We start from the raw sequence: 26,752 nt of genomic DNA, 5'->3' as shown, positions 1-26,752 counted from the left end.
GAGGGCCCATCACCTCTCGACCGAGGTCAGAGGGAGACCGCGACGGCGTTGTACGTCGTCTCGGGCGTGGGCGGGGTCGTGAAGCGTGCGTTGACCAGGTAGAGGCGGTCACCGAAGCGCGCGGCCGTGGTGGGCACGTCGAAGCGCGGGTCGGTGATCGTCTTGCGCAGGGTGGCGGTGGTGACCTTCTTGTCGAGGTCCCAGACGCTGATCAGGTTGAGGCGGTTCTGTACGACGTACAGCGTGCGGCCGATGCGCCACAGGCCGTCTCCGTTGGCGACAGTGTCCTGTCCGACCAGCTTGATCCTGGTGGCGTGACCGGTCCTGGGGTCGACGTGGTAGAGCTCGCCCGGCGTGCTCTTGACCACGATCAGGCCGCGGCCGTCGGGGGTGCCGACGATGCCGTTGGCGTTGTTGACGTCGGGCAGTTGCACCCAGTCGCCGGTGAGCGGCAGGGTGCGTATCTCGCCGTCCTTGCCGCCGCGCGGGACGGCGTAGAGGGCGGCGGCGCGCGAGTCGGTGAACCAGGCGCGGTCGCCGACCAGAGCGACATCGTTGATGAAGTGGCCGGTGGCCTCGCTCAGTTGGTGGGTGACGAGGAGCTCGCCGGTGCGGGAGTCGTGCACGCGGCCGACGCCGGTGTTCCCGGCGACGTACAGAAGGCCCTCGCGGTCGTCGGCCTTCAGGCCGACGGAGATCAGGCCGGTGCCACCGGCGAAGAGGACCTTGCCCTCGCCGGTGCGCAGGTCGGTGCGGTAGATGGCGCCGTTGGCACGGGATCCCATGTAGGCGTACGGCTTGTCGCCGATGGCGATGCCCTCGGGGAGCCAGCCGTTCGGGAGCGGGAATTCCGTCGGCCAGGTGGCCTTCGGGGTCGCGCTCGCCTGACCGGCGCCGACCGTCACCGCCAGGGCGGCCAGCGCGGTGCCGCCGAGCACGGCACGCCGGGTCGGGCGGGGGTGGGTCGAGGTCATGGTGGGGCCCTCCATGATGTCGGTTTCGTTGACAACTGCATCGACAACTGCGTTGACAATTCCGCGAGTTGACAACGATCCGATGTCCCGGAGAGTTCCCTGCGACCCCGACGCCACGGGCGTCACACCGTGCGCCCCACCACCAGCCACTTCGACGGCAGCTCGATCCGGGTGCCGTCGGGCCGGTACTCCGTGGTGGTGAGCGGCAGTTCACCACTCTCCAGGACGGTCAGCCCGGCCGCGTGGAGATACAGCGGGACCGCGTCGTCGGCGACCTCGCCCGGCGCGATGCCGTGCCGGAAGATCGGCGCCAGCTTGGGCGGCGGGCCTGCCGGGTTCTGGGCGAGGCCCAGCAGGACGGGCTTGGCGGACTCGGAGAGTTCGACGAGGAAGGCACGCCCGCGCTCGCCGACGAGTGCCGCGAGCCCGTCCGCCAGCGGCTGCCGGTCGTCGGGGTCGGCCTGGTGGAGGACGCCTCGCATGTAGACGTTGGCGTCGCCGAGTTCCGCGTGCAGCGTCTTGGCCTCGCCCGTCTCGGCGGCGTCCAGGAGCCGGTACGTCGCCTGACCCGCCGGGTCGGCGCGCCGGGCGTGGTCGAGGGCCGCGGCGGACAGGTCGGCGCCGATGACGTGGGGGAAGCGGTCCGCGAGGAACCGCGTCTGGGTGCCGTTGCCGCAGCCGAGGTCCACCATGGGCAGGCCGTGGTCGACCAGATGGGGCTCGAAGAGGGCGAGGTGTGCACCGGCGGTCAGCATCGGTTCCGCGTCCCAGAGCACGGCCCCCTGCTCGCCCGGAGCCTCACGCCAGAAGCCCTCCCAGGCCTCCCGATAACGACTCGTCACGCTCATGACCAACTCCCCAGGGTGCGACGGCCGCCCGCCGCAAGTGACGGGCCAGTACGGTGTATCGCGCCCCGGTCACGGCGACAAGCGCCCGGCGCATTCCTTCACTGCGCGTTCGACGCAGGTACGCCGTAGTGCATCCCGCGCACCTTGTGCGCCTCCTGCGCGCTGTGCCGCCACGGGGTCTGTCAGCGCCGTGGGAGCGTCAGCTCGAACCAGACGGTCTTGCCGGCCTTCGTCCGGCTGGTGCCCCACTCGCGCGCGAGGGTGCTGACCACGCGCAGGCCGCGCCCGGACTCGTCGCTGGAGCGGGCGTTCAACAGCGTCGGCAGGTCGTGGTCGTCGTCGTCCACCTCGCACAGCAGGGTGTCGCCGCGCACCAGGCGCAGGTCGACGGGGCGGCTGTGGGAGTGCCGTACGGCATTGGTGACGAGCTCGCTGACCAGCAGCTCGGCGGTGTACGCCAGCTTCGCCAGCCCCCAGTCGTGGAGCTGCTCGCGGACCACCGCGCGGGCCCGGCCGACCTCCCCGGGATCGAGGCGGAGCCGCCATTCGGCCACGTCGTCCGGCTCGATGCCGCCCAGTCGGGCCATCAGCAGGGCCACGTCGTCCTTGCGGCCGCCGCGGCCCGCTTTGGAAAATGTCACCGCGAGGGCGCGGATGATCGTGTCGCAGGCGTCGTCCATGGACGCGGCCGGGTGCGCGGCGGACTCGCACAGCGTGGCGAGCCCTACGCCGATGTCCTCGCCGCGCACCTCCACCAGTCCGTCGGTGCATGACGAGCCGGTCGCCGGGCTCCACGCGCACGCGTACCGCCTCGAAGGGCACCCCGCCGACGCCGATGGGCGCGCCCGTCGGCAGGTCGAGCAGCTCGCTGCGGCCGTCCCGGGCGCGGACCAGGACGGGCGGGATGTGACCGGCGTTGGCGAGGTGGAGCTCGCTCGCGATCGGGTCGTAGACGGCGTACAGACAGGTCGCTAGGTAGGTGTCGCCGAGGCGCTGGGCGAGGTCGTCGAGGTGGCGCAGCAGCTGGGCGGGCGGCAGGTCGAGGGCGGCCATGGTCTGTACGGCCGTACGCAACTGGCCCATCATCGCGACGGAGTTGAGGCCGTGACCCATGACGTCGCCCACGACCAGGGCCGTGCGGGCGCCGGGCAGTTTCACCGAGTCGAACCAGTCGCCGCCCACACGCCCGAGGAGCGTGCCGGGCAGATAGCGGGTGGCGATGTCGCAGCCCGCCATGCGCGGCGGGATGTGCGGCAGCATGCTGTCCTGGAGGGTCTCGGCGACGCTCTCCTGGTAGGTGTACATGCGCGCGTTGTCGAGCACGAGGCCCGCGCGGGCGGCGAGTTCGGCGCCGGTGACCCGGTCCATGTCGTTGAACTCGACGCGCTCCGGGTGCCGCAGCAGGATCATGAAGCCGAGGACGACATTGCGTGCCTTGAGCGGTACGACGAGCATGGAGCGGCCCGTGATGAGGGGCCGGATGTCCCGCTTCTCGAACTGCGAGGCGATGGCGTGACCCATCTGCTCGCTGATACGCGGCACGAGGACGGGTTCGCCGCTGGTCATGCACTGGAAGAACGGCGTGTGCGCCGGGAACGGCATCGCTTCGCCGACCGGTACGACGTCGTCCCAGCGGCCGGGTTCGTCGGTGTGCTCGACGGCGACCCGGTGCCACATGGTGGTCGTGTCCGGCACGCCCTCCGGGAAGCCCTCACCGGCGACGACCTGTTCGCGCAGATAGGTGCCGGCGACATCGGTGAAGCGGGGCACGACGGCCTTGCTGACCTCGACGATCGTCCGGGACAGGTCGAGGGAGGTGCCGATGCGGCCGCTGACCTCGTTGAGGAACTCCAGGCGTTCGCGGACGGCGGCGTACTCGAGGTCCTCGCCCTCGTCGGCGAGGTCTTCCGGCAGGGGCTGACCGGCCGCGACCGCGAGCGCCGCCCGTTCCCGGCGGGCCCTGCGCTCGGCGCGCCGGGGCACGCCCCAGTCGGGGGTGACGGGCACTCGGTCGTTCTGGCTGAACTCCAGGACCGGGTAGCCCAGTTCGAGGATCTGCGCGACGATGCGGGCGCCTTCGTCGACGCTCATGCTGGGCAGGATCTCGGGGAGCCGGCGGGCGAGTTCGTCGGCGCCGGGGAAGTCGGTGTGCAGCGCGAAACCGGGTGCGATCCGCTCGAACGCCACGTTCTCGGCGCCCTCTTCGGCGTAGTCCGGCCGCAGCCCGCCCGCGTCGGCGGCCAGCACCAGCAGCCGCTGCCGACCGGGGCCCACCAGAGGGTAGGCCCACCACAGGACGTCGACCCGGTCGCTCCCGGGTACGGTGAGGCGGGCGCGGCCCGCGGCCGGGTAGGACAGCCCTCCGTCGAGGGACGACTCGAGATCGGGTCCGAGGCCGTCGTACGCCGCGTCCGCCCCGTAGGGCGCGGTGTCCTCCTCGGGCAGCGCTCCGGAGACGGGCAGCAGATCGACCGCCTGCCGTCCGATCGCCTCCTCCTTGGCGGCACCGAACAGGCGTCGCGCACCTGTGCTCCAGTGGGACACCAGGCCGTCACGGTCCACCACGACCACGGCCAGCGGGATACGGCCGACGGCGGTGTGTCCCGCCGCGCCGTCCCCAGCTCCGCGGCTGGGAGGTGCGTCCCTCTCGGTGCCACGGTCCATGGCCCAGGCCCTCTCTCCCCACGGCTCCGCAAGATCTGTGCCGCCGCCACCACCGTACGGCGCCCGTCGGTCACGATGTGCGGCAACGGGGGAATTGCTTTCAGGGGGATCGCACCGGCGCACGAACTCACACGCGGCGCGCGCCGGAGCTCGTGCTCGCGGCTGGGCGCGGGGGCGTGTGGGCCGGGGCGCGGGTGCCCGTGGGCGGTTTCTCGCCCCCGCCGCCCCTACCCTTCCCATCCCCAGGGGCTCCGCCCCTTCGACCCCGCCAGGGGGCTCCGCCCCCTCGACCCCCGCGGGGCTCCGCCCCTGCACCCCGCCGGGGCTCCGCCCCTGAACCCCGGCGGGGACTGCGTCCCCTGCACCCCTCGCGGGCAAAACTCGTCGCGCGCGGACGCCGGGACTCATGGGTCGGCGCGCCGGACTTGGTAGCGCGGGGACGCCGGCCCTCGTAGCGCGGGGACACTGACACTCGTAGGGCGGGGACGCTGACGCTTGTAGGCCGGGCCCGCTGACGCTCGTACGGCGGGAACGCTCACCCTCGTAGGCCGGGCCCGCTGACGCTCGTACGGCGGGAACGCTCACCCTCGTAGGCCGGGCCCGCCGGATCGTCTCAGTCCTCGTGTCCCAGTTGGAGGTCCCGTTCCGTGCGTCCCCCGCCCGCCACCTGCAGCATGGTGGCGACCGGCGGATAGCCGACGGCGATGACCGTGTACTCGCCGGAGGCCAGGTCGACGAACCGGAAGGTTCCGTCCGGGCCGGTGGTCAGGGTGTCCACGACGTTGCCCGCCACGTCCAGCAGGGTCACGCGCGCGTCCTCGACCGGCCGTCCGCCGCCCGCCCGCACGGTGCCGCCCAGCAAGGCGCCGCCCGCGAGTTCGACGTCCTGGCGGGTCTCCCGGGAGGCCTGCACGGTCACGGGCAGCGCGGCCGGGCGGAACGCGTGCGCGCCGACGGCGAGGGTGTACTCGCCGGCCACCAGCTCGGTGATGACGTAGCCGCCCTCGGGGCCGGTGCGGGTGGTGGCCACGACCTCGCCGTGCGCGTTGGTGAGCGTGACGGTGGCGTCGCGCACCGGGGTGCCATCCGGGGTGCGCACGGTCCCGGCGAGGCGGCCGGCGCCCCCGAGGACGACGTCCAGCTCGACGGGCCGCTCCCCGGCGGTCACGGAGACCGCCTGCGGCTGGTGGCCGCCCGCCGCGGCGATCAGGACGTACGCCCCCGAGCCCGGCGTGGCCAGCGCGTACCGCCCGTCCTCGCCGCTCGCACCCCGCCCGACCTGCTGGCCGGTGACGTCGATCAGGGTGAGCGCCGCGCGGGGTACGACGGTCCCGTCGGGGTGCAGCACCGTGCCGCAGACGGGGATTGCGGTGGCGTACGACGAACGGGCCTGTGGAAGGGGGGCGTTCATCTGCGCGGCCTCCGGCTCGGCGGGGGGCGCGTTGTCCGACCCTGCGGCGTTCACCAGGGGTTTCTCCTTGAGGAAGAAAGCGATGAGCAGGCCGAGGACGAGGACCGGCACGAGGTAGAGGAAGATCCTCGGCATGGCGTCGGCGTACGCCCGGATGTAGCCGTCACGGACCGCCGGGGGCAGCGCGTGGACGAGCTGCGGGGTGATGGACTCGGGGTCGGGAAGCTGTGCGCCCGCGCGCGGGGGGAGGCGTTCGTGCAGGGCGTCGGCGAGCCGGTCGGCGAAGAGGGTGCCGAAGATCGCGGCTCCGACGCTGCCGCCGATCTGCCGGAAGTAGTTGTTGGCGCTGGTGGCGGTGCCGAGGTCGGCGGGGCGCACGGAGTTCTGCACGGCCAGGATGAGGACCGGCATCACCATGCCGATGCCCGTGCCGAGGACGGCCATCCAGATGCTGTAGTGCAGTCGGGGCGTGTCGGCGTCGAGGCGGGACAGCAGCCACATGCCGGCCACGGCGAGGAGGCTGCCGAGGATCGGATGGATCTTGTAGCGCCCGGTGTGGCTGATGAGTTGGCCCGAGATGATCGAGGCGCCGACGATGCCGGCCATCATCGGCAGCATCAGCAGGCCCGACTCGGTGGCGGACGCCCCGTCGACCATCTGCAGGAAGGTCGGCAGATAGCTGGCGGCGCCGAACAGGGCGACACCGATCACAAGGCCCACCAGGCCGGTGACGTTGAAGACGGAGTCCCTGAACAGCCGCAGCGGGATGAGGGGTTCGGCGGCGAAGTGCTCCGCGACGAGGAACAGGACGGTGGCCGCCATCGCGCCCGCGCCGAGGCCCAGGACGACGCGCGAGTCCCAGGCGTACTCGGTGCCGCCCCAACTGGTCACCAGCACCAGGCAGGTGGAGGCGGCGGCGAGCAGCAGCGCACCGAGGACGTCGAGCCGAGGCTTCGCCGTCGGCTTCGGCAGCTTCAGTACGACGGCGACGACGGCCAGGGTGATCAGGCCGAAGGGCACGTTGATGTAGAAGCACCACCGCCAGGACAGGTGGTCGGTGAAGTAGCCGCCGAGCAGGGGCCCGGCGACCGACGCGAGGCCGAACGCGGCGCCGATGAGGCCCATGAACCGGCCGCGCTCCCGGGGCGGCACGATGTCCGCGATGATCGCCTGCACGCCGATCATCAGGCCGCCCGCGCCGACGCCCTGCACCGCGCGGTAGGCGATCAGCTGGTCCATGGTCTCGGCCCGGCCCGCGAGGGCGGATCCGACGACGAAGACGACGATCGCGAACTGGAAGACGCCCTTGCGGCCGTAGAGGTCGCCCAGCTTGCCGTAGATCGGCAGTCCGACCGTGGCCGTGAGGAGGTAGGCGGTGATCGCCCAGGACATCTTGTCCAGGCCGTGCAGCTCACCGACGATCTTCGGCAGCGCGGTGGCGACGATCATCTGCTCCAGCGCCGCCAGCAGCAGCGCGAGCATCAGTGCGAAGAAGACCAATCGCACCCGGCGCGGGCTGAGTTCGGCGCTCGCCTCCGGCGGCGGTGCGGGGCTCTGCGGGGATGCCGTGGCCGGTTCGTCCTGTACCAGAGTGATGCCGCCCACGTATCGCTCCCCTCGTCGCGCTGCCGCACAATTCCCGCGTAAAGCGGCAACTGTGCGCAAGCGCGACGAGTTACGGCGTACCGACGGGCGGCGAGGAGATCCACTCGAACCGGTGAGGGGGCCAACACACGGTGAAGGGTGGCCGGTTGGGCTACTTCTCGACCTCGGTGGCCAGCTTGCCGAGCACGGAGTCGTAGATCCGCCCCAGGCCCTTGGGCGCGAAGGTCTTCTCGAAGAAGCCGCCGATGCCGCCGGCGCCCTGCCAGGTGGTGGTGACGACGACCCGGGACTTGCCCTCGCCGGCCGGGGTGACCCGCCAGGTGGTGACCATCGAGGAGTTGCGGTCCTTCTCGACGAGCTCGCCGTCGGTGGGCTCGCTGACCTCCAGGAGGCAGTCGCGGATGCGCTTGCTGGTGGCCTGGAGCTTCCAGTGGACGAGGGTGCCCTCGCCGTCGCCGCCCCCGCGCACCTCGTACTCGCTGAAGTGCTCCGTCAACAGGTTCGCGCGCGTGCCGGTGTAGTCGGCGAGGGCGTCGAACACCTTCTCCGCGTCCGCCGCGACGATCCGCTCCGTAGTGGCCTCGACCTGCGCCATTGACTTCCTCCAGGACCTGAGTTCTCGGGCTTGGGGCAAGCCAACCACCCCGCTCCCCGGCCGCCCAAATCGGGGGGCCGGAAGCGATCGCACAGTGATCGAACATACGGGTCGCACGATCAAGGGAACATGTGTTCTATTCTGTGGCGCAGTGCAACCGAGGAGGGCTCATGCGCTGGGAGAACCTCACAGAGTCCGGCGAACACAGCCGGGCCGACGCCGCGCTGTTCGGCGCGGACGCGGTGACCACCCGTACCTTCGACACGCCCGAGTTCCGCGGAATCACCTTCCATGAGGTGCGGGCCCGCTCGATCATCAACCGGGTGCCGGGTGCCTCGCGCATGCCGTTCGAATGGACGGTCAACCCCTATCGGGGCTGCTCGCACGCGTGCGTGTACTGCTTCGCCCGCAAGACGCACAGCTACCTGGACCTCGACACGGGCCTGGACTTCGACTCCCAGATCGTGGTCAAGGTGAACGCCCCGGAGCTGCTGCGCCGCCAGCTCGGCTCGCGCCGCTGGCAGGGCGAGCACATAGCGATGGGCACGAACGTCGACTGCTACCAGCGCGCCGAGGGCCGCTACCGCCTGATGCCGGGCATCCTCTCCGCCCTGCGCGACCACGCCAACCCCTTCTCGATCCTGACGAAGGGCACGCTGATCCTGCGCGACCTCGACCTGCTGACGCAGGCGGCGGAGGTGACGGACGTCGGCATCTCGGTCTCGGTCGGCTTCACCGACTCCGACCTGTGGCGCACCGTCGAGCCGGGCACGCCGGCGCCGGAGCGGCGCCTGGAGGTCGTGCGGACCCTCGGTGAGCACGGCATCGGGTGCGGTGTCCTGATGGCGCCGGTCATCCCGTTCCTCAGCGACCATCCGGCCCAACTGCGGGACACCGTACGGGCCATCGCCGCCTCCGGGGCCACGTCGGTCACGCCTCTGGTGCTGCATCTGCGCCCCGGGGCCCGCGAGTGGTTCATGGCCTGGCTGACCCGGGAGCACCCGCATCTGGTGCGCCGCTACGAGCGGCTGTACGCGGCCGGCGCCTACGCCCCGAAGTGGTACCAGCGCCGGATCACCCGTCAGGTCCACGAGCTCGCCCAGGAGTACGGCATCGGACCCGCCCACGGGGGGATGCCGCGGCGCATCCGGGAGCCGGAGCCGGCTGATCCGGATCTGACCGAACCGACCCAACTTACGCTTATCTGAGATCATTCGAGCGCATCCCGCGACCCAATTGGGTCAAGTATTGCTAGAACGCGTTCTTCCGAGCGTGCTTTCCGGGACGATGCGGCGTGGACCGTGACCCTCGCGGTCCGCAACCCCTCCGTCCTGGGAGGACTCCATGAGAAAACGCGCAGCCGCGCTGTGCGGTGCCGCCGTCGTCGTGGCCGGGACCGTCACCGCCCTGCCTGCCGAGGCGAGCGCTCCACGGACCGTGGAAACCGCTCGAGCCGCGAAACTCACCTGGAAGAAATGCGGCACCGCCGACTATCCGACTCTCCAGTGCGCGTCCCTCGAAGTGCCGCTCGACTACGCGAACCCGCACGGGCGGCAGATCACGCTCGCACTGTCCCGCGTCCCCCACACCGCGAACAAGTACCAGGGCCCGCTGCTGGTCAACCCCGGCGGCCCCGGGGGCAGTGGTCTGACGCTCGCCGGATATGTCGCGTCCTCGCTGCCCAAGGCGGTCGCGGCGCAGTACGACGTGATCGGCTTCGACCCGCGCGGGGTGGGCGCGAGCAAGCCCGCGCTCAACTGCGAGCCGGGCTACTTCAACGCGGAGCGCCCGGACTCCGTACCGAGCACCCCCGCGATCGAGAAGGCCAACCTCTCGCGCGCCAAGTCCTTCGCCGCCGCCTGCGGCAAGAAGTACGCGAGCGTACTGCCGTACATCAACACGATCAGCGCCGTGAAGGACATGGACTCGATCCGCGGGGCACTGGGCGCCCAGCAGATCAACTACTTCGGTTACTCGTACGGCACCTATCTCGGCGCGGTCTACGGCAAGCTCTACCCGCACCGGGTGCGGCGCCTGGTCCTGGACTCCGTCGTCGACCCGACCGGTGTCTGGTACGACGACAACCTCGCCCAGGACTACGCCTTCGACGACCGCCACCGGGCACTGATGGCGTGGATCGCGAAGTACGACGCCACCTACAAGCTGGGCACCGATCCGGAGAAGATCGAGGCCAAGTGGTACGCGATGCGCGCGTCCCTCACCAAGAAGCCGGCCGGCGGCAAGGTGGGCGCCTCCGAGCTGGAGGACACCTTCCTCCCCGGCGGCTACTACAACGGCTACTGGCCCTACCTGGCCGAGGCGTTCGCCGCCTATGTGAACGACAAGAACGCCGACCCGCTGGTCGAGGCGTACGAGAACTTCGCCGCCGTCGACGCCGCGGGCGACAACAGCTACAGCATCTACACCTCGGTGCAGTGCCGGGACGCCTCCTGGCCGGGCGACTGGAACCAGTGGCGCAAGGACAACTGGGCGGTGTACGAGAAGGCGCCGTTCATGACCTGGAACAACGCCTGGTACAACGCGCCGTGCGCGTTCTGGCCGACTCGGTCGCTGCACCCGGTGAACGTCGCCAACGGCAAGCTGCCGCCGGTGCTGCTGTTCCAGGCGACGGGTGACGCGGCCACCCCGTACGAGGGCGGCGCGACGGTCCACCGGCTGCTCGCCCGCTCCAGCCTGGTGGTCGAGCAGGGCGGCGGGAACCACGGCATCTCGCTGAGCGGGAACACCTGCCTGGACAAGTATCTGGCGGACTACCTCACCGACGGCTCGGTGCCGCGCGGCGTGGGCGAGGCCGACGCGGTGTGCCAGGCGCTGCCCGATCCCGAGCCGCTGAACTCGAAGGCCGCGTCGACGTCGTCGCGTGGCTCGACCCTGCACGGGCTGATCGGCTTCCGCGGCTGAGTCCGGCCTGACGTCCCGTCGGGGGCGACTTTCGTCCGGGGCGTTGTCAGTCCCATGGTCCACCATGGACGCATGGGTGAGCTGACGAGGATTCCCGCCCCCGACGGAGTCGCCCCGGTGGTGGGCGGGTGACGGTTCCGCGGGTGGTGGTGCGGGAGATGATCCTCGCCGACTGCGAGCGGGTGGCCGAGATCCGCGTCCGCGGCTGGCAGAGCGCCTACGTGGGCCTCATGCCGCAGCCGTATCTCGACGCACTCAGCGTGACCGAGGACGCCGCGCGGCACCGCGCCCGCCTCCTCGGGGGAGATGACAGCGTGGCGAACCTCGTCGCCGAGGAAGCCGGCGACATCGTCGGCTGGGCGTGCCACGGGCCGTACCGGAACGGCGAAGTACGCACCGCCGACGCCGAGTTGTACGCGCTCTACGTGGACCCGGGGCGGTACGGCGGCGGCATCGGGCAGGCGCTCCTCCAGGCGTCGGTACGGCGATGCGCCGACGCGGGGCAGGAACACATGTTCCTCTGGGTCCTGGAGGGCAACCTCCGCGCCCGCCGGTTCTACGAGCGGGCGGGATTCCGCGCCGACGGCTCCGAGGAACCCTTCGAGGTGGACGGCGTCGCCGTCCCCGAAGTGCGGTACGCCAAGAAGCTCGGGGACTGACGACTCACCGCTGCCCAGAGATCCGCGCCAGCGCGTGCACCGCCGCCTCGGCGAGCGCCGGGTGCGCGAGGGCCTCGTTCAGTACGGGTCTGGCCCGGGCGTCGCCCAGCGTGCCGAGCCCCTCCACGCAGGCGAGGGCCACTCGGCGGTGGGGGTCGTGCGGGCGCAGCCGTCGTTCAAGGGTGGTGATGAGTGCCGGTACGGCCTCGGGGGCGCGCAGTTCCACCAGGAGCCGGACCGGATGCAGGGCGTAGGCGACGCGCAGTTCGTTGGTGGCCAAGGCGGCGGCCGCCCGGGCCGTGCGCGGGTCCCCGAGGCGGGCCAGGGCGTGGGCGGCACAGGCGCAGCGCGGCGGGTCGCGGTGGTTGAGGAGCAGGACGAGGGACTCGAAGGCACGCCGGTCGCCCGCGACGCCGAGCCGGAAGGCGGCCAGTTCCCTGGCCCACAAGGGCTGCCCGGGCTCGGTGAGCACTCCGGCCAGCTCGTCGAGGTCCTCCGTCGCCACCAGACGGTCGTACGCGGCCGACGCCCCGGACTCCTGCCGTAAGCGCTCCGTGAGTGATCGCAACTCTTCGTCCATGAAACCGAGATTATGCGGACGGTTCGCCCCTCGGGACCTACATCACAAACTCCGGGGGTGGCGCGCTCGTTACCCGCGAGTTAAGCTCAGACGAGCGAGTTACCCACTCGTGGATCCGCTCGTGGTGGCCTGGTGACGCAGCCACCGCGAGAGCAGTCGGTTCGGTACATCGCGTACCTCAGTACGGCTCGGCCCCGGGACAGGGCCGGTCGGTTCCCGCCGTTCTCCGGGCGTGTGTGCGCCCGGCACCACGGCACCGGGCGTGTGCGCTCGCAGCCCGACAACACCCGCATTCCTCTCGCACCCGGTGCGCTCGTCGGTCCGGCTTCGGCCGGGCCTCACCCGGCGCACCCGGGCGCGCTCCCAGTCGTCACCCTCACCTGGAGTCCCGCGATGGCCACTCCCCTGTCCGACACCCCTCTGTCCCCGCTCAAGACCGTCGCCGTCATCGGCCTCGGCACCATGGGCACCGGCATCGCCGAGGTCCTGGCCAAGGCCGGCCGCGAGGTCGTCGGCATCGACATCAGCCAGGCCGCCGCCGCCCAGTCGGTCGCCACCCTGGAGGCCGCGACGGCCCGCGCCGTCGAGCGCGGGCGTCTGACCGAGCAGGAGCGCGCGGACGCGCTCGCCCGGATCCGCACCTCCACCGATCTGCGAGCCGCGGCCGACGCCGACCTGGTCATCGAGGTCGCTCCGGAGTCGTACTCGATCAAGCAGCAGATCTTCCGCGAACTCGACGGGATCGTGCGGCCCGAGACGATCCTGGCGACCGGCACCAACGCCCTGTCGGTCACGCGGCTGGCCGCCGACTCGGCCCGCCCCGAGCGCGTCCTCGGGCTGCACTTCTTCAACCCGGCCCCGGCGATGCGGCTGGTCGAGGTGGTCTCCTCGGTGCTGACCGCGCCGCAGGCCGTCGCCGCGGTCACCGACCTCGCCATCGAGCTGGGCAAGGAGCCCGTCGCGGTCGGCGACCGGCCCGGATTCGTCGCCGACGGGCTGCTGTTCGGCTACCTCAACCAGGCGGCCGCGATGTACGAGGCCAAGTACGCCTCCCGCGAGGACATCGACGCCGCGATGCGGCTCGGCTGCGGGCTGCCGATGGGCCCCCTCGCCCTGCTCGACCTGATCGGCGTCGACACCGCGCGCACGGTCCTGGACGCCCTTTACGCCGAGTCCGGCGACCGCCTGCACGCCCCCGCGCCGATCCTCAAGCAGCTCAGCGAGGCGGGCCTGACCGGCCGCAAGTCGGGCCGCGGCTTCTACACGTACGAGGCCCCGGGCAGCGCCACCGTCGTGCGGGACGCGCTGACGCCGCTGGAGGGCACCGACCTCACCCCGGGCCGTCCGGTGCGCTCGGTCGGCGTCGCCGGCTCGGGCACCATGGCGTCCGGCATCGCCGAGGTGTTCGCCAAGGCCGGGTACGAGGTCGTGCTCGCCGCCCGCAGCGAGGAGAAGGCACAGACCGCCAAGGCCCGGATCGGCAAGTCCCTGTCGCGCTCTGTCGACAAGGGCCGGCTGACCGCCGAGGCCGCCGCGCAGACCCTGGACCGGATCACTCCGGCGGCCTCGTACGACGCCTTCGCCGACGTCGACCTGGCCGTGGAGGCCGTCGCCGAGGACCTGGAGGTCAAGCGGCAGCTGTTCGCGGCGCTGGACAAGGTGTGCAAGCCGGGCGCGGTGCTGGCCACCACGACGTCGTCGCTGCCCGTGGTCGCCTGCGCGCGTGCCACCTCGCGTCCGCAGGACGTGATCGGGATGCACTTCTTCAACCCGGCGCCGGCGATGAAGCTGGTCGAGGTGGTCCGAACGGTGTTGACGGCGGACGACGTCCACTCCACGGTCCGCGAGGTCTGCGTCAAGATCAAGAAGCATGCGGTCGACTGCGGAGACCGGGCCGGCTTCATCGTCAACGCGTTGCTTTTCCCGTACCTCAACAACGCGATCAAGATGGTGCAGGAACACTATGCGTCTCTTGACGACATCGACGCGGCGATGAAGCTGGGCGGCGGCTACCCGATGGGCCCCTTCGAGCTCCTGGACGTCGTCGGCCTCGACGTGTCCCTCGCCATCGAGAAGGTTCTGCACCGTGAGTTCCGCGACCCGGGCCTGGCTCCGGCGCCGCTCCTGGAGCACCTGGTGGCCGCGGGCTGCCTCGGCCGCAAGACCGGCCGCGGCTTCCGCGAACATGCCCGGCGCTGAGGGCCCCGGCGACTGGTTCGGAGCAGGACAGGAGTGGGGTGGACTGCTCGATCCGGCCGGTCCACCCCCGCCCTCCCGGCACGGCTCGCCCCCACCCGCCCGTCCCGGCAATCCCCCGCCCCCTCAGGGCGGGGGAACCCGGGGACATGCGCATCAAGCTGCACACATGCAGTACGTTCACCTCATGTCCCAGCCCGCCAAGTCCTCACGTACACCAGCTACGCCCGACGCGCCGGAAAGTGCCGCGGGCAGCCGCGCCGCCGCCCAACGGCTCAAGATGCGCCGAGAACTGGCGGCCGCGGCGATGGAGCTGTTCGCGACCAAGGGGTACGAGGCGACCACCGTCGACGAGATCGCGGCCGCGGCCGGGGTCGCCCGCCGCACCTTCTTCCGCCACTTCCGCTCCAAGGAAGAAGCGATCTTCCCGGACCACGACGACACGCTGATCCGGGCCGAGGCGGTCCTCAACGCCGCCCCCGCACACGAGCACCCGCTCGACACGGTGTGCCGCGGCATCAAGGAAGTCATGCGGATGTACGCGGCCCGGCCGGAGATCTCGGTCGCCCGCTACAAACTCACCCGCGAGGTGCCCACCCTGCGCGAGGCGGAGATAGCGTCGGTGGCCCGCTACGAGCGCCTCTTCACCCGCTACCTGCTCGGCCACTTCGACGAGCACGCGCACGACGACGATGCCAACGACGACCCGCTGCTGGCGGAGGTCGCCGCGTCCGCCGTGGTCACCGCCCACAACCACGTCCTGCGGCGCTGGCTGCGGGCCGGCGGCCAGGGGGACGTCGAGGCACAGCTGGACCACGCCTTCGCGATCGTACGGAAGACGTTCAAGACGGGGATCATGGCCGGCCGGACCACGTCCACGAAACCGGCTGCGGCGACGGCTGCCGCGCAAGGGGAGGTGCTGGTGACCGTCGCCCGCACCGACGCCCCGCTCGACGAGGTCATGCGGACCATCGAGCAGGCCCTCAAGGACCGCTGAGCCCTCCTCTCCGCTGTGACGACGGCCACCCCACCGGGTGGCCGTTTTGGCATGTCAGGGGCCCTTTTCGCCTCTCCTGAAGAGGGCATTCGATCGATCATCGCTCATTTGTTACGTAAAGATTTCATTTGAGAGCAGGTTCTGGCACTCAGTGCCTTGCGGGGTGACACGCGGTGTCATACCTTGAAGGAGTCCGGGCTGCTGTCCCAGCAAGGCCCATCCCCTGCGCACCCGGACGCCTGCGTCACAGGCAACCTCCCGCGCCACAAAGCGCTGCCGAACAGCACCACCGCCGAACCGACGGCAAACCCTCATCCCTCAGCAGCACCGACGTAACCCTCAGCGTCTCCCTCAAGACGCCATTCGCCGGAGGCAATACCGTGACCATGAAGGACATCCTGGACGCGATCCAGTCACCGGACTCCACGCCGGACGACTTCGCCGCTCTGCCGCTCCCCGAGTCGTACCGCGCGATCACCGTGCACAAGGACGACACGGAGATGTTCGCGGGCCTCGCGACCCGCGACAAGGACCCCCGCAAGTCCATCCACCTGGACGACGTGCCGGTGCCGGAGCTCGGCCCGGGCGAGGCCCTGGTGGCCGTCATGGCCTCCTCGGTCAACTACAACTCGGTGTGGACCTCGATCTTCGAGCCGCTGCCGACCTTCGGTTTCCTGGAGCGCTACGGCAAGCTCAGCGAGCTCACCAAGCGCCACGACCTGCCGTACCACATCATCGGCTCCGACCTCGCGGGCGTCGTCCTGCGCACCGGCCCCGGCGTCAACGCCTGGAAGCCGGGCGACGAGGTCGTCGCGCACTGCCTCTCCGTCGAGCTGGAGTCCTCCGACGGCCACAACGACACGATGCTCGACCCCGAGCAGCGCATCTGGGGCTTCGAGACCAACTTCGGCGGCCTCGCGGAGATCGCCCTCGTCAAGTCCAACCAGCTGATGCCCAAGCCGGGCCACCTGAGCTGGGAGGAGGCCGCCGCTCCCGGGCTGGTCAACTCCACCGCGTACCGGCAGCTCGTCTCCCGCAACGGCGCCGGCATGAAGCAGGGCGACAACGTCCTGATCTGGGGCGCGAGCGGCGGACTCGGCAGTTACGCCACGCAGTTCGCGCTGGCCGGCGGTGCCAACCCCATCTGTGTGGTGAGCAGCCCTCAGAAGGCGGAGATCTGCCGGGCCATGGGCGCCGAAGCGATCATCGACCGCACGGCCGAGGACTACAAGTTCTGGAAGGACGAGCACACTCAGGACCCCAAGGAGTGGAAGCGCTTCGGCAAGCGCATCCGTGAACTCACCGGCGGCGAGGACGTCGACATCGTCTTCGAGCACCCCGGCCGCGAGACCTTCGGCGCAAGCGTCTACGTCACCCGCAAGGGCGGCACGATCGTCACCTGCGCCTCCACCTCGGGCTACACCCACGAGTACGACAACCGCTACTTGTGGATGTCCCTGAAGCGGATCATCGGCTCGCACTTCGCCAACTACCGCGAGGCCTGGGAGGCCAACCGGCTCATCGCGAAGGGCAAGATCCACCCGACCCTCTCCAAGGTCTACTCCCTGGAGGACACCGGGCAGGCCGCCTACGACGTCCACCGCAACCTCCACCAGGGCAAGGTCGGCGTCCTGTGCCTGGCGCCCGAGGAGGGCCTCGGCGTGCGCGACGAGGTCAAGCGCGCCCGGCACATCGACGCCATCAACCGCTTCCGGAACGTCTGAGCCGAGGTCCCGCACATGACTGAGCGTCAGACAGCGCCTACGACCGAGGGCGCACCGGTGTCGAAAGAGACGAAGACAAGGGAGCGCAGCGACCGCGGGCTGAGGAACGTCGACACCGGCACAGAGCGCCCTCGGTCGCAGGCGCAAAAAGAAAGGGACCGGCCGTGGCTCATGCGGACCTACGCCGGTCACTCCACGGCCGAGGCGTCCAACGAGCTGTACCGGCGCAACCTCGCCAAGGGTCAGACCGGTCTGTCGGTCGCGTTCGACCTGCCGACGCAGACGGGCTACGACTCCGACCACATCCTCGCCCGCGGCGAGGTCGGCCGGGTCGGCGTGCCGATCGCGCACCTCGGTGACATGCGCCGGCTGTTCCAGGACATCCCCCTGGAGCAGATGAACACCTCGATGACGATCAACGCCACCGCCATGTGGCTGCTGGCGCTCTACCAGGTCGTCGCGGAGGAGCAGGGCGCGGACGTCACCAAGCTCCAGGGCACGACCCAGAACGACATCGTCAAGGAGTACCTGTCGCGGGGCACGCACGTGTTCCCGCCGGGGCCGTCGCTGCGGCTCACCACCGACATGATCGCGTACACGGTCTCCCACATCCCGAAGTGGAACCCGATCAACATCTGCAGCTACCACCTGCAGGAGGCGGGCGCCACGCCGGTCCAGGAGATCGCGTACGCGATGTCGACGGCGATCGCCGTGCTGGATGCCGTGCGGGACAGCGGCCAGGTGCCGCAGGAGCGCATGGGCGACGTCGTCGGCCGTATCTCCTTCTTCGTGAACGCGGGCGTCCGCTTCATCGAGGAGATGTGCAAGATGCGGGCATTCGGCCGCATCTGGGACCGCGTCACCCGTGAGCGGTACGGCATCGAGGACCCCAAGCACCGCCGTTTCCGCTACGGGGTCCAGGTCAACTCCCTGGGCCTGACCGAGGCCCAGCCCGAGAACAACGTCCAGCGGATCGTACTGGAGATGCTCTCGGTGACCCTCTCGAAGGACGCACGCGCGCGTGCCGTGCAGCTCCCCGCCTGGAACGAGGCGCTGGGGCTCCCCCGTCCCTGGGACCAGCAGTGGTCGCTGCGCATGCAGCAGGTGCTCGCGTACGAGAGCGACCTGCTGGAGTACGAGGACATCTTCGAGGGCTCGAAGGTGATCGAGGCCAAGGTGAGCGAACTCGTCGAGGAATCGCTCGCCGAGATCGAGCGGATCCAGGAGATGGGCGGCGCGATGGCCGCCGTCGAGTCCGGCTACCTGAAGTCGCAGCTCGTCGCCTCGCACGCCGAGCGCCGGGCCCGTATCGAGTCCGGTCAAGAGAAGATCGTGGGCGTCAACGTCTTCGAGACGACCGAGCCCAATCCACTGACGGCCGACCTCGACACAGCGATCCAGACGGTCGACCCGGCCGTCGAGGCCCGTGTCATCGCCTCGCTCCGGCACTGGCGCGACACGCGCTACCAGCCGCCCTTCAACCACCCGCGCCCCTGCAAGGCGCTGGAGAAGCTGAAGGAGGCCGCCAAGGGCACCGCCAACCTCATGGAGGCCACCCTGGAGTGTGCCCGCGCCGGGGTCACGACCGGCGAGTGGGCGGGGGCACTGCGTGAGGTGTTCGGCGAATTCCGGGCGCCGACGGGCGTGTCGTCCGCGCCGGTGGCCGTCGCCGCCGCGGAGGGGAGCGCGATGGCCCAGGTGCGCCGCGGGGTGGACCGGACGGCGAAGGACCTCGGCGTCGGCAAGCTCCGCTTCCTGGTCGGCAAGCCCGGTCTGGACGGCCACTCCAATGGCGCCGAGCAGATCGCCGTGCGGGCCCGGGACGCCGGGTTCGAGGTCGTCTACCAGGGCATCCGGCTCACGCCCGAGCAGATCGTGGACGCGGCCCTCGCGGAGGACGTGCACGCGGTCGGCCTCTCGATCCTCTCCGGCTCTCATGCTCAACTGGTGCCGGACGTGCTGGAGCGGCTGCGTGTGGCCGGTGCCACAGACATTCCGGTGATCGCGGGTGGCATCATCCCCAACGGTGACGCCGAGCAGCTCAGGGCCGCCGGAGTGGCCGCGGTCTTCACTCCGAAGGACTTCGACATCACCGGAATCATCGGCCGCATCGTCGACGAGATCCGCAAAGCGAACAAGCTCGACCCCCTGGAGGTCCCCGCATGACCGCCCACCCGTCGCCCACCACCGCCCTTCCAACGGGCGGCTCCGCCGCGCCCCCTTTTAACCGTCTTCGCCCGCGGCGTTCCTGCCTGGCTGTACCGGGCTCGAACCCCCGCTTCCTGGAGAAGGCGCAGGGCCTCCCGGCGGACCAGGTCTTCCTGGACCTGGAGGACGCGTGCGCGCCGCTCGCCAAGCCCGAGGCTCGGCACACCATCGTCAAGTTCCTCAACGAGGGTGACTGGACGGGCAAGACGAGGGTCGTGCGCGTCAACGACTGGACGACCGAGTGGACGTATCGAGACGTCGTCACGGTCGTCGAGGGCGCCGGCCCGAACCTCGACTGCATCATGCTGCCGAAGGTGCAGGACGCCCAGCAGATCGTCGCGCTGGACCTGCTCCTGACCCAGATCGAGAAGACCATGGGCTTCGAGGTCGGCCGCATCGGCATCGAGGCGCAGATCGAGAACGCCCAGGGCCTCAACAACGTCAACGAGATCGCGCAGGCCTCCCCGCGCGTCGAGACGATCATCTTCGGCCCTGCCGACTTCATGGCGTCGATCAACATGAAGTCGCTGGTCGTGGGCGAGCAGCCGCCCGGCTACCCGGCGGACGCCTACCACTACATCCTGATGAAGATCCTGATGGCCGCCCGCGCCAACAACCTCCAGGCGATCGACGGCCCCTACCTCCAGATCCGCAACGTCGAGGGCTACCGCGAGGTCGCCCAGCGCGCCGCCGCGCTCGGCTTCGACGGCAAGTGGGTGCTCCACCCGGGTCAGGTCGAGGCCTCCAACGAGATCTTCTCGCCCTCCCAGGAGGACTACGACCACGCCGAGCTCATCCTGGACGCGTACGACTACTACACGTCCGAGGCGGGCGGCAAGAAGGGCTCCGCGATGCTCGGGGACGAGATGATCGACGAGGCCAGCCGCAAGATGGCCCTGGTCATCGCGGGCAAGGGACGCGCCGCCGGCATGCGGCGCACCAGCACGTTCGAGATTCCCGCCAACTAGAGGGGCCGTGACGGCGATGCAGTTCGGACGCACCTACGAGGAGTTCGAGGTCGGGGCGACGTACAAGCACTGGCCGGGCAAGACGGTCACGGAGTACGACGACCACCTGTTCTGTCTCCTCACCATGAACCACCACCCGCTCCACATGGACACCAACTATGCGGAGAAGACGACGGATTTCGGCCAGAACGTCGTCGTCGGGAACTACATCTACTCGCTGCTGCTCGGCATGTCCGTGCCGGACATCTCCGGCAAGGCGATCGCCAACCTGGAGATCGAGTCGCTCAAGCACGTGGCGCCGACCTTCCACGGTGACACGATCTACGGCCAGACGACCGTGCTCGACAAGTGGCCGTCGAAGTCGAAGAACGACCGCGGCATCGTCCACGTCGAGACCAAGGGCTACAAGCAGGACGGCACGCTCGTGTGCGTGTTCCGCCGCAAGGTGATGGTGCCCACCGAGACGTACATCAAGGAGCGCGGCGGCGAGCAGCCGGGCCGCCCGGAGCTGAAGTCCCAGGAGAAGTGATGAGCCGCCTCGCCCAGACCGCCGGTCTGACCGACATCCAGCAGGAGATCCTCTCCACCGTCCGCGACTTCGTGGACAAGGAGATCCTCCCGGTCGCCACCGAGCTGGAGCACCGCGACGAGTACCCGCAGCAGATCGTCGACGGGCTCAAGGAGTTGGGCCTGTTCGGTCTGATGATCCCCGAGGAGTACGGGGGTCTGGGCGAGTCCCTCCTGACGTACGCGCTGTGCGTGGAGGAGATCGCCCGTGGCTGGATGTCGGTGTCCGGCATCATCAACACGCACTTCATCGTGGCGTACATGCTCAAGCAGCACGGCACGCAGGAGCAGAAGGACTACTTCCTGCCGAAGATGGCGCTGGGCGAGATCCGCGGCGCCTTCTCGATGTCGGAGCCGGGCCTGGGCTCGGACGTCTCGGCGATCACGTCGAAGGCGGTCAGGGACGGCGACGAGTACGTCCTGAACGGCCAGAAGATGTGGCTCACCAATGGCGGAACGTCAACCTTGGTTGCCGTACTCGTCCGAAGTGACGAAGGACACCCCGAGGGCACCGCGCCCCACAAGTCGATGACGACCTTCCTGGTCGAGAAGGAGCCCGGCTTCGGAGAGGTCCGCCCCGGCCTCACCATCCCCGGGAAGATCGACAAGATGGGCTACAAGGGCGTCGACACCACCGAGCTCATCATGGATGGCCTGCGGATTCCGGCCGAGCGCGTGCTCGGCGGCGCCACCGGCCGAGGTTTTTACCAGATGATGGACGGCGTGGAGGTCGGTCGCGTCAACGTGGCGGCGCGTGGCTGTGGCGTCGCTCAGCGTGCGTTCGAACTGGGCGTCCAGTACGCCCAGCAGCGTCACACTTTCGGCAAGCCGATCGCCCAGCACCAGGCCATCCAGTTCAAGCTGGCGGAGATGGCTACCAAGGTGGAGGCCGCTCATGCGATGATGGTGAACGCGGCACGCAAAAAGGACTCCGGGGAGCGAAACGACCTTGAGGCAGGGATGGCGAAGTACCTCGCCTCCGAGTACTGCAAGGAGGTCGTGGAAGACTCCTTCCGGATCCACGGCGGCTACGGCTTCTCCAAGGAGTACGAGATCGAGCGCCTCTACCGTGAGGCTCCGATGCTGCTGATCGGTGAAGGTACCGCCGAGATCCAGAAAATGATCATCGGTCGCAGGCTGCTCGAAGAGTATCGTTTCCAGGGCTAGATGTGCGGGTTGGGGTGTTTTCTTCGAGAAGAAGATCACACCCCGTCAGCACTCTTCAGCCGCCGACTCGGCTTCCTGGCTTGCTCAGTTGTGGCCCGCGACCGGTACGATCCCGGGAAAGCCGCCGTCCCCCTCACGCAGCGCGGCATCATCCGCTACGAAGGTCATCCATGCCCCACAGCCAAACCTCTGCACATCGCGACAGCCTGGCAGGCGTACGCCTCGCGCGCGGAGCATCGCCGTGGCTCCTCCCGACCGTCGCCACCGCAGCCCTCAGCCTGGTACGCGCGCGCAAGTCCGGCGCCGCCAAGGCCGTCGCCGTGCCCGCCACCGCGCTCGCGGCGGGCATGCTGTGGTTCTTCCGCGACCCCGAGCGCGAGATCGCCGCGGGCCGGGTCATCTCGCCCGCCGACGGTGTGGTGCAGAGCATCATGCCGTGGAAGGACGGCCGCACCCGCGTCGCGATCTTCATGAGCCCGCTCAACGTCCACGTCAACCGTGCGCCGCTCTCCGGCACGGTGACGTCGGTCGAGCACATCCCGGGCGGGTTCGTTCCGGCGTTCAACAAGGAGAGCGAGAACAACGAGCGCGTAGTCTGGCATTTCGACACCGAACTCGGCGACATCGAGATGATCCAGATTGCCGGCGCGGTGGCCCGTCGCATCGTGCCGTACATCCCCCAGGGCACGAAGGTCGAGCAGGGCGACCGCATCGGTCTGATCCGGTTCGGCTCACGCGTCGACATCTACCTGCCCGAGGGCGTGGAGGTCGCGGTCGAGGTCGGCCAGAAGACCGTGGCTGGGGTGACTCGCATTGACCGTGATTGATCCAGAGACCCAGACGGGCTGGGTGCCCGAAGTGGACGAGGCGGACGAAGAGGAGGAGATGCCCCTCTCTCTCCGCCTCTCGATAGCGGACACCCTCACGCTCGGCAACGCCACGTGCGGCTTCATGGCGGTGTACTTCACCACCACCGGCATCCTGATCCCGCACCTCACGGGCAGCCAGGAGTCCGGCATGGCCCGCCACAGCGCGGCCACGGCGGTCATCCTGATGCTGTGCGCGGCGGTCTTCGACCTGTTCGACGGCCTGGTGGCGAGGAAGCTGCGTTCCTCTCCGATGGGCGCGGAACTGGACAACCTGTCGGACCTGATCAGCTTCGGCCTGGCACCGGCGTACTTCGTACTCGTGTACGGCATGGTCGCCGACGACGCGCACCAGCGGGTGGCGGCGCTCGGCGCGATCGTCGTACTGCTGGCCGTGGTGCTCCGCCTCGCGAGATTCTCCTGCGTGACGGTGAAGGACGGCACCTTCCAGGGCATGCCGTCGCCGTTCGGCGCGCTGACGGTGGTCTCGATCGTGCTCCTCGAGCTGCCCTTCGTGGCGACGCTGCTCGCGATCCTCGGCACGGCGTGGCTGATGGTGAGCCGGGTGGAGTACCCGAAGCCGCGGGGCCGACTCGCGGTGGCGATGCTCTCCTGGATCGTCCTGTCGATGGGTCTGCTGGCCGCGTGGGCGTTCGACGCGCCGAGCGGACAGCTGCTCCTTCAGACGGGCTGCGCGCTCCAGCTGGTCATGGGCGCGGTGATCCCGCTGTTCGCCACGGCTCGCCGGGTGAACAACTTCCGCGACAACCGGCGTGAGGCGCGAGCGGCGCAGTTGCCGTAGCGGTCGCAGGACAAACCGAAGGGCCCCGAGCTGCTTGGCTCGGGGCCCTTCGGCTTTCCCGTGAGCTCCCTCAGGTGAGGAAGTCCCGCGCGATCCGTTCCGCCACCCGCTCCAGGATCGGCCCCGCGTCCGCGATGCACTTCGCCACGTCCGGCTCGACATCCGTCAGCGGATAGGCCCGCCGGATCCCGGCCCCGCCGAGCGCCTGCGGCGCAAGGGCGAGGCGTCCGCACACCGCGACGACCTCCTTGCCCGCCGCACGGGCCGCCGCGGCGACGCCCGCCGGGGCCTTGCCGTGCAGGGTCTGCTCGTCCAGGGAGCCCTCGCCGGTGATCACCAGCGTGGCCTTCTCCAGCGCGGGCGCGAAGCCCAGGACGTCGAGCATGACCTCGATGCCGGGGCGGAAGCGCGCACCGAGGAGGAGGGCGCCGTAGCCGATGCCGCCCGCCGCGCCCGCGCCCGGCGAGGCGGCGTGTCCCGCGGCCTTCGTCCCGACGGTCTCCTCCAGCACCTTCGCGTAGTGGGCCAGCGCGGCGTCCAGCGTCTCCACGTCGTCCGGCGAGGCGCCCTTCTGCGGGCCGTACACCGAGGGCGCGCCCTTCGGGCCGGTCAGCGGGTTGTCGACGTCGCTGGCCAGGATCAGTTCGACGGAGGCCAGGCGCGGGTCGAGGCCCGAGAGGTCCGCCGAGGCCAGGCCGGCGAGGCCGCCACCGCCCGGTGCCACCGGCTCCCCGTCCGCGTCCAGAAACCGCGCGCCCAGCGCGGACAGCATGCCGGCGCCCCCGTCCGTGGTCGCGCTGCCGCCGACCCCGAACACGATCGTCCGGGCGCCCGCGTCCAGCGCGGCCCGCAGCAGTTCGCCGGAGCCGTACGTGGACGCCGTGAGCGGCGCGAAGACGCCGGCCGGCAGCCGCTGCAGCCCGCTCGCCTCCGCCATCTCCACGACCGCGGTGTCGCCGCGCAGCGCGAACGCCGCCGTCACCTCCTGGCCGAGGGGACCGGCGACCCGTACCTCCCGCCGTTCGAATCCGGCCGCGACCGCCGCGTCCACCGTCCCGTCGCCGCCGTCGGCCACCGGCAGCGCCTCAGCCTCGACGCCCGGGGCGACCCGGCGCAGCCCGGCCGTCACCCGCTCGGCGACCTGTACGGCCGTCAGCGACCCCTTGAACTTGTCCGCGGCGATGAGCACCCTCTGGGCACCGTTCACTGCAGCGTCCGCCACCTTGCCATCCCCTTGCTCTCCGGGCCCGACGCACGTCAGGGCCAGTCGCGCCGCTGCGACCTTAACCGCAGGAGCACCCCGCCGTCATGCACCGACCGGCCCGTGGACCGAAGCCGACAAGCGCCTGTGCGGGCGGCCCGAACCCCGCGCGGGCACCGCCGGAATTGGGTAAACCGGTGCTATGACCCCTGTGGGCACTGAGCCAGAGCTCGCCGACCGCGTCCTGGGGGGCTGGCTGGGCCGGATCGCGGGCAACATGCTCGGCAAGCCGGTCGAGCAGGGCGACCTGTGGACGCGGGACCGTATCGACCGCTATCTGCGGCAGGCCGCCGCCCTGCCGCTCACCGACTACCTGCCCGAGCCCGTCGGCGAGAGCGACGGCTTCGAGCTGCGCCCCGAGTGGCGCCAGTGCGTGCGCGGCCGTATCCACGGCAGCTGCCGCGACGACGACGTCGACTACGCCATCCTCGGCCTGGACCTCCTGGAGACCCACGGCTTCGGCTTCAGCACGGAGCAGGTAGGCGATCTGTGGCTGCTGCGGCTGCCGTATCTGCAGACCTTCACCGCCGAGCGGGCCGCCTACCGCAACCTCGCGAGCGGGCTGAAGCCGCCGCTGACGGCGACGTACGACAACCCGTACCAGGAGTGGATCGGGGCGCTCATCCGCGCCGACATCTACGGCTGGACCTGCCCCGGCGTCCCGCGGCGCGCCGCCTCACTCGCCCGCCGCGACGCCGTGCTGTCCCACACCGGCAACGGCGTGTACGGCGCGATGTGGGCGGCGGCGCTGATCTCGGCGGCGTTCACGGCCGACACGGTGCGGCAGGCCGTGGACCAGGCGCTGACCGTCGTACCGGCGAGCAGCCGCCTCGCGCGTACCGTACGCCGGGTCGTCTCCCTCCATGACACCCGGATGACCTGGGAGGACACGCTCACCACGGTCGCCGAGGAGACCGCCGGGCTCGGCTGGATCCACACCATCCCGAACGCCGCCGTGCTGACGGCGGGGCTCCTGTACGGCGACGGCGACTTCACCCGCACCATCACGCTCACCGTCCGCGGCGGCCTGGACACCGACTCCAACGGCGCGACCGCGGGCTCGGTGGCCGGCGTACTGACCGGCGCGGACGCCATCCCGGCGCAGTGGAAGGACCCGCTGGAGGACACGGTGCGCAGCGCGGTGTTCGGCTTCGACGGCGTGCGGATCAGCGAACTGGCTCAGCGGACACTGCGGCTGGTGGAGACGGAGGCCTGACTCAGCTGGTTACCCTTCCTGGATGACGACCGTTCAAGACTTCGCCACGTACATCGCGGGCCTGCCCCGCGTCCTCGCCGGAGCCGCCGCCCTCTTCCGTGACGCCGAGGGCCGGGTGCTGCTCGTCGAGCCCAACTACCGTGAGGGCTGGGCGCTTCCGGGCGGCACGATCGAGTCCGACGACGGCGAGACCCCGCGCCAGGGCGCGCGCCGGGAGACCGCCGAGGAGATCGGCCTGGACCGCGATCTCGGCCGGCTGCTCGCGGTGGACTGGGTGCACGGGACGGCCCGGCCGCCGCTGGTGGCGTATCTGTACGACGGCGGCGTCCTCGGCGAGGACGACTTCAAGGCGATCCGGCTCCAGGAGGAGGAGCTGCTGTCCTGGCGGCTGGTGCCGCGCGAGGAACTCGCCCAGTACCTGCCGGGCGCCACGGGCCACCGCGTGCTGGCCGCGCTGGACGTCCTCGCCGAGGGCACGGGACGGCGGAGCTGGAGAACGGGCACCGGGTCGGCTGACGCCGA

The 26,752-nt window shown here is 70.4% G+C and carries 19 protein-coding genes and 2 pseudogenes; 14 read left to right on the top strand and 7 right to left on the bottom strand.

Annotation, left to right across the window (positions count from 1 at the left end; translation table 11 throughout):
- Positions 1-26: 26 nt before the first annotated feature.
- The 5 genes and pseudogenes from CLM62_RS19545 to CLM62_RS19525 form a co-directional block, all read right to left on the bottom strand.
- Complete coding sequence (locus CLM62_RS19545) at positions 27-974, bottom strand: SMP-30/gluconolactonase/LRE family protein (protein WP_095751202.1); 948 nt, start codon at positions 972-974, stop codon at positions 27-29.
- A 122-nt stretch (positions 975-1,096) separates the two neighbouring features.
- Positions 1,097-1,822 (bottom strand): class I SAM-dependent methyltransferase, encoded by a 726-nt coding sequence (locus CLM62_RS19540; RefSeq protein ID WP_095751176.1) that lies wholly within the window; start codon positions 1,820-1,822, stop codon positions 1,097-1,099.
- A 182-nt stretch (positions 1,823-2,004) separates the two neighbouring features.
- Positions 2,005-4,486 (bottom strand): annotated as a pseudogene (locus CLM62_RS19535) (SpoIIE family protein phosphatase).
- 613 nt (positions 4,487-5,099) lie between these two features.
- Positions 5,100-7,502 carry an MFS transporter gene (locus CLM62_RS19530; RefSeq protein ID WP_095751175.1) on the bottom strand — a complete coding sequence of 801 codons (2,403 nt, stop codon included), beginning with the start codon at positions 7,500-7,502 and terminating at the stop codon, positions 5,100-5,102.
- 151 nt (positions 7,503-7,653) lie between these two features.
- Positions 7,654-8,097, bottom strand: coding sequence for an SRPBCC family protein (locus CLM62_RS19525; RefSeq protein ID WP_095751174.1), 444 nt, complete (start codon positions 8,095-8,097; stop codon positions 7,654-7,656).
- 170 nt (positions 8,098-8,267) lie between these two features.
- Here CLM62_RS19525 and CLM62_RS19520 point away from each other — a divergent pair, with 170 nt between their 5' ends.
- The 3 genes from CLM62_RS19520 to CLM62_RS19510 all read left to right on the top strand — a co-directional run bounded on the left by CLM62_RS19520 (position 8,268) and on the right by CLM62_RS19510 (position 11,678).
- Positions 8,268-9,305: an Rv2578c family radical SAM protein gene (locus CLM62_RS19520; RefSeq protein WP_095751173.1), complete on the top strand. Its 1,038-nt coding sequence runs from the start codon at positions 8,268-8,270 to the stop codon at positions 9,303-9,305.
- Between the two features lie 136 nt (positions 9,306-9,441).
- Positions 9,442-11,019 (top strand): alpha/beta hydrolase, encoded by a 1,578-nt coding sequence (locus CLM62_RS19515; protein ID WP_095751172.1) that lies wholly within the window; start codon positions 9,442-9,444, stop codon positions 11,017-11,019.
- 158 nt (positions 11,020-11,177) lie between these two features.
- Entirely contained in the window at positions 11,178-11,678 is a 501-nt protein-coding gene (locus CLM62_RS19510; RefSeq protein WP_373559164.1) for an N-acetyltransferase family protein, read from the top strand.
- Positions 11,679-11,682: 4 nt separating this feature from the next.
- On the opposite strand, the gene CLM62_RS19505 is transcribed toward CLM62_RS19510, so the two are convergent.
- The gene (locus CLM62_RS19505; RefSeq protein WP_095751170.1) at positions 11,683-12,258 is read right to left on the bottom strand and encodes an adenylosuccinate lyase; all 576 of its coding nucleotides are present in this window, start codon (positions 12,256-12,258) and stop codon (positions 11,683-11,685) included.
- A gap of 393 nt (positions 12,259-12,651) precedes the next feature.
- On the opposite strand from CLM62_RS19505, the gene CLM62_RS19500 reads away from it, so the two are divergent.
- From CLM62_RS19500 to pssA, 9 genes are all read left to right on the top strand, one after another.
- Positions 12,652-14,457 carry a 3-hydroxyacyl-CoA dehydrogenase family protein gene (locus tag CLM62_RS19500; protein ID WP_095751169.1) on the top strand — a complete coding sequence of 602 codons (1,806 nt, stop codon included), beginning with the start codon at positions 12,652-12,654 and terminating at the stop codon, positions 14,455-14,457.
- A 184-nt stretch (positions 14,458-14,641) separates the two neighbouring features.
- The gene (locus tag CLM62_RS19495) at positions 14,642-15,451 is read left to right on the top strand and encodes a TetR family transcriptional regulator (protein ID WP_179382151.1); all 810 of its coding nucleotides are present in this window, start codon (positions 14,642-14,644) and stop codon (positions 15,449-15,451) included.
- A 386-nt stretch (positions 15,452-15,837) separates the two neighbouring features.
- Positions 15,838-17,175 (top strand): crotonyl-CoA carboxylase/reductase, encoded by a 1,338-nt coding sequence (ccrA, locus tag CLM62_RS19490; protein ID WP_095751201.1) that lies wholly within the window; start codon positions 15,838-15,840, stop codon positions 17,173-17,175.
- Between the two features lie 99 nt (positions 17,176-17,274).
- Positions 17,275-19,341: a protein meaA gene (locus tag CLM62_RS19485; RefSeq protein ID WP_257003932.1), complete on the top strand. Its 2,067-nt coding sequence runs from the start codon at positions 17,275-17,277 to the stop codon at positions 19,339-19,341.
- Positions 19,338-20,351, top strand: coding sequence for a CoA ester lyase (locus CLM62_RS19480; protein WP_257003926.1), 1,014 nt, complete (start codon positions 19,338-19,340; stop codon positions 20,349-20,351). The genes CLM62_RS19485 and CLM62_RS19480 overlap by 4 nt, the downstream gene beginning before the upstream one ends.
- Positions 20,352-20,367: 16 nt before the next feature.
- Positions 20,368-20,880: a MaoC family dehydratase gene (locus tag CLM62_RS19475; RefSeq protein WP_095751166.1), complete on the top strand. Its 513-nt coding sequence runs from the start codon at positions 20,368-20,370 to the stop codon at positions 20,878-20,880.
- Entirely contained in the window at positions 20,880-22,085 is a 1,206-nt protein-coding gene (locus tag CLM62_RS19470; RefSeq protein ID WP_095751165.1) for an acyl-CoA dehydrogenase family protein, read from the top strand. Before CLM62_RS19475 ends, CLM62_RS19470 begins: the two co-directional genes overlap by 1 nt.
- 170 nt (positions 22,086-22,255) lie before the next feature.
- Positions 22,256-22,912: a phosphatidylserine decarboxylase gene (locus CLM62_RS19465; protein WP_095751164.1), complete on the top strand. Its 657-nt coding sequence runs from the start codon at positions 22,256-22,258 to the stop codon at positions 22,910-22,912.
- A gap of 22 nt (positions 22,913-22,934) precedes the next feature.
- A complete protein-coding gene (pssA, locus tag CLM62_RS19460; protein WP_095751163.1) occupies positions 22,935-23,753 on the top strand; it encodes a CDP-diacylglycerol--serine O-phosphatidyltransferase in 819 nt (272 codons plus the stop codon).
- Between the two features lie 70 nt (positions 23,754-23,823).
- On the opposite strand, the gene CLM62_RS19455 is transcribed toward pssA, so the two are convergent.
- Positions 23,824-24,942, bottom strand: a complete 1,119-nt coding sequence (locus tag CLM62_RS19455) for a glycerate kinase (RefSeq protein ID WP_095751199.1) — start codon at positions 24,940-24,942, stop codon at positions 23,824-23,826.
- A gap of 214 nt (positions 24,943-25,156) precedes the next feature.
- Between CLM62_RS19455 and CLM62_RS19450 the strand changes: the two genes are divergently transcribed.
- Entirely contained in the window at positions 25,157-26,230 is a 1,074-nt protein-coding gene (locus CLM62_RS19450; protein WP_095751162.1) for an ADP-ribosylglycohydrolase family protein, read from the top strand.
- 22 nt (positions 26,231-26,252) lie between these two features.
- Positions 26,253-26,746, top strand: a pseudogene (locus tag CLM62_RS19445) (NUDIX domain-containing protein).
- Positions 26,747-26,752 lie beyond the last annotated feature (6 nt).

It is taken from the genome of Streptomyces sp. SA15, assembly GCF_002291145.1.
GTDB lineage: Bacteria > Actinomycetota > Actinomycetes > Streptomycetales > Streptomycetaceae > Streptomyces.
Note: the sequence above shows the minus strand (reverse complement) of the source record. Positions and strands in the feature narration are given on the sequence as shown.

What these genes read in the sequence shown, in the direction of transcription:
- CLM62_RS19545 (WP_095751202.1), bottom strand. Translation starts at nt 974, where the DNA reads ATGACCTCGACCCACCCCCGCCCGACCCGGCGTGCCGTGCTCGGCGGC.
- CLM62_RS19540 (WP_095751176.1), bottom strand. Translation starts at nt 1,822, where the DNA reads ATGAGCGTGACGAGTCGTTATCGGGAGGCCTGGGAGGGCTTCTGGCGT.
- CLM62_RS19525 (WP_095751174.1), bottom strand. Translation starts at nt 8,097, where the DNA reads ATGGCGCAGGTCGAGGCCACTACGGAGCGGATCGTCGCGGCGGACGCG.
- CLM62_RS19520 (WP_095751173.1), top strand. Translation starts at nt 8,268, where the DNA reads ATGCGCTGGGAGAACCTCACAGAGTCCGGCGAACACAGCCGGGCCGAC.
- CLM62_RS19515 (WP_095751172.1), top strand. Translation starts at nt 9,442, where the DNA reads ATGAGAAAACGCGCAGCCGCGCTGTGCGGTGCCGCCGTCGTCGTGGCC.
- CLM62_RS19510 (WP_373559164.1), top strand. Translation starts at nt 11,178, where the DNA reads ATGATCCTCGCCGACTGCGAGCGGGTGGCCGAGATCCGCGTCCGCGGC.
- CLM62_RS19505 (WP_095751170.1), bottom strand. Translation starts at nt 12,258, where the DNA reads ATGGACGAAGAGTTGCGATCACTCACGGAGCGCTTACGGCAGGAGTCC.
- CLM62_RS19500 (WP_095751169.1), top strand. Translation starts at nt 12,652, where the DNA reads ATGGCCACTCCCCTGTCCGACACCCCTCTGTCCCCGCTCAAGACCGTC.
- CLM62_RS19495 (WP_179382151.1), top strand. Translation starts at nt 14,642, where the DNA reads ATGTCCCAGCCCGCCAAGTCCTCACGTACACCAGCTACGCCCGACGCG.
- ccrA (WP_095751201.1), top strand. Translation starts at nt 15,838, where the DNA reads ATGAAGGACATCCTGGACGCGATCCAGTCACCGGACTCCACGCCGGAC.
- CLM62_RS19480 (WP_257003926.1), top strand. Translation starts at nt 19,338, where the DNA reads ATGACCGCCCACCCGTCGCCCACCACCGCCCTTCCAACGGGCGGCTCC.
- CLM62_RS19475 (WP_095751166.1), top strand. Translation starts at nt 20,368, where the DNA reads ATGCAGTTCGGACGCACCTACGAGGAGTTCGAGGTCGGGGCGACGTAC.
- CLM62_RS19470 (WP_095751165.1), top strand. Translation starts at nt 20,880, where the DNA reads ATGAGCCGCCTCGCCCAGACCGCCGGTCTGACCGACATCCAGCAGGAG.
- CLM62_RS19465 (WP_095751164.1), top strand. Translation starts at nt 22,256, where the DNA reads ATGCCCCACAGCCAAACCTCTGCACATCGCGACAGCCTGGCAGGCGTA.
- CLM62_RS19450 (WP_095751162.1), top strand. Translation starts at nt 25,157, where the DNA reads ATGACCCCTGTGGGCACTGAGCCAGAGCTCGCCGACCGCGTCCTGGGG.